Source organism: Mesorhizobium sp. M1E.F.Ca.ET.041.01.1.1, assembly GCF_003997355.1.
In the GTDB taxonomy this organism is placed as follows: Bacteria; Pseudomonadota; Alphaproteobacteria; order Rhizobiales; family Rhizobiaceae; genus Mesorhizobium.
Window position 1 is genome coordinate 1 of the sequence record NZ_RZSL01000739.1, and the last position, 2,557, is coordinate 2,557.

Annotated in this window: 2 protein-coding genes and 1 pseudogene; 2 read left to right on the forward strand and 1 reads right to left on the reverse strand. The window is 64.3% G+C overall.

Features of this window, described 5'->3' with window-relative positions; all coding sequences use genetic code 11:
• On the forward strand, nt 1-1,667 hold a 1,667-nt coding region (locus EOA38_RS33385), incomplete at its 5' end, for a sodium-translocating pyrophosphatase (RefSeq protein WP_127301233.1).
• Nucleotides 1,668-1,796: 129 nt separating this feature from the next.
• On the opposite strand, the gene EOA38_RS33390 is transcribed toward EOA38_RS33385, so the two are convergent.
• The gene (locus EOA38_RS33390) at nt 1,797-2,321 is read right to left on the reverse strand and encodes an outer membrane protein assembly factor BamE (protein WP_126094223.1); all 525 of its coding nucleotides are present in this window, start codon (nt 2,319-2,321) and stop codon (nt 1,797-1,799) included.
• 117 nt (nt 2,322-2,438) lie between these two features.
• Here EOA38_RS33390 and EOA38_RS40705 point away from each other — a divergent pair.
• Nucleotides 2,439-2,557, forward strand: a pseudogene (locus EOA38_RS40705) (ubiquinol-cytochrome C chaperone); the annotation flags it as partial.

The window sequence follows — 2,557 nt, forward strand, 5'->3', positions numbered from 1 at the left end:
TCATCGACTCGCTGGTCTCGCTCGGCTTCGGCGCTTCGCTGATCTCGATCTTCGCCCGTCTCGGCGGCGGCATCTTCACCAAGGGCGCCGACGTCGGCGGCGATCTGGTCGGCAAGGTCGAGGCCGGCATTCCGGAAGACGATCCGCGCAATCCGGCCACCATCGCCGACAATGTCGGCGACAATGTCGGCGACTGCGCCGGCATGGCCGCCGACCTGTTCGAGACCTATGCGGTGACGGTGGTCGCCACGATGGTGCTCGCCTCCATCTTCTTCGGCGGCACCGCCGTTCTAGGCGCCGCGATGCTCTATCCGCTGGCGATCTGCGGCGCCTGCATCCTAACCTCGATCGTCGGCACCTTCTTCGTCAAGCTCGGTTCCAACGGCTCGATCATGGGCGCGCTCTATAAGGGCCTGATCGTCACCGGACTGCTGTCGATCGTCGGCTTGGCGCTTGCCACCTCGGCCGTGCTGGGCTGGGGCGAGATCGGCAATGTCGGCGGCCTCGCCATCACGGGCAAGAACCTGTTCATCTGCGGCCTGATCGGTCTGCTGGTGACTGGGCTCATCGTGGTGATCACCGAATACTACACCGGCACCAACAAGCGCCCGGTGAATTCGATCGCCCAGGCGTCTGTGACCGGCCACGGCACCAACGTCATCCAGGGCCTCGCGGTCTCGCTGGAATCGACGGCGCTCCCGGCAATCGTCATCGTCGGCGGCATCATCGCCACCTATCAGCTCGGCGGCCTCTTCGGCACGGCGATCGCCGTCACCACCATGCTCGGCCTCGCCGGCATGATCGTGGCGCTCGATGCCTTCGGCCCGGTTACCGACAATGCCGGCGGCATCGCCGAGATGTCCGGCCTGCCCAAGGAAGTGCGCCATTCCACCGACGCGCTCGACGCGGTCGGCAACACCACCAAGGCGGTGACCAAGGGCTATGCCATCGGCTCCGCCGGCCTTGGCGCACTAGTGCTGTTCGCCGCCTATTCGAACGACCTGAAGTTCTTCGCGGCCAACGGCGACAAGTATCCCTACTTCCAGGGCATGGGTGAGGTTTCCTTCGACCTCTCCAACCCTTACGTCGTCGCCGGCCTGATCTTCGGCGGCCTGATCCCGTATCTGTTCGGCGGCATCGCCATGACCGCCGTCGGCCGCGCCGCGGGCTCGATCGTCGAGGAAGTGCGCAAGCAGTTCCGCGAGGACAAGGGCATCATGGCCGGCACCTCGAAGCCGAACTATGCGCGCGCCGTCGACCTTCTCACCAGGGCGGCGATCCGCGAGATGATCATCCCGTCGCTGCTGCCGGTCCTGGCGCCGCTCGTCGTCTATTTCGGTGTGTTCCTGATCTCGGGCTCGAAGGCCTCGGCCTTCGCCGCGCTCGGTGCCTCGCTGCTCGGCGTCATCGTCAACGGTCTCTTCGTCGCCATCTCGATGACTTCCGGTGGCGGCGCCTGGGACAACGCCAAGAAATCGTTCGAGGACGGCTTCACCGACAAGGGCGGTGTCAAGCATCTCAAGGGCTCGGAGGCGCACAAGGCCTCGGTCACGGGCGACACCGTCGGCGACCCCTACAAGGACACCGCCGGCCCGGCCGTCAACCCGGCGATCAAGATCACCAACATCGTGGCGCTGCTGCTCCTTGCTGTGCTTGCGCACGGCTGAGCCGGACGCTCTCTTTCATGACAAAACCCGCGGGAGCGATCCCGCGGGTTTTTGTATGTGGGGACCGAAAGCAAAAAGACCCGCCGGAGCGATCCGACGGGTCTTGAGCTGTCAGCCGGATAGCCGAACTCAGGGCGTGCCGCCGCCTCCGCCGCCCGGGATGCCGGGGGCCAGTTTGCTGGCACCGTTGATGATCTGGCTCAGGAAGTTCTGGTCCTTGCCGCCGGTCGGCGTCGTCCTCGAGATGAAGTCGAAGATCTTGCCGTCCTTCATGCCGTAATTGGCGATCTGGGTGACGCGGCCGTCGGCGCCGAAATAGACCGCCAGCACTTTCTGGTCCACCAGATGCGGCTTGTCGAAGGCGACGTAGCGCTTGCGTGTCTGCGATATGTAATAGAAGGCCTCGTTGTCGAAGGTTGCCGTCGTCGACGGCGTGCCCAGCGCCAGAAGCACCTGCTCGCGGCTCGAGCCGACCGGCACCGAGTCGATTGCCGCCTGGTCGATGACGTAGCCCTGCGTCAGCGTCTCGCTCGGGCTGAGGTCGCCGATCATCTTGGATGAATTGCAGCCCGAAAGCGCGGATACCGCCACCAGCAGGGAGGCTACGCCCGCCGGCACAGGCGTAAGAAACGACTTGAATTTCAGCGCACCCAACAACAATTCTCCATCACATCCCCGCAACTTGCGCTGGGCCGCAAAACCGGTAAACCAGCTTGCATGCCGATGCAACAAGGCCAAATCAAACAAAAGGTCCCCGGGAGACCACCCTCAATGTTCCAGCGCCTTTTTGGCCGCGAACGTCACGCCAACCGCGCCATCACCGAGGCGCTCTACGCACAAATCGTGGCGGCGGCGCGGCAAACCGTGTTTTATTCCGACTGGAATGTGCC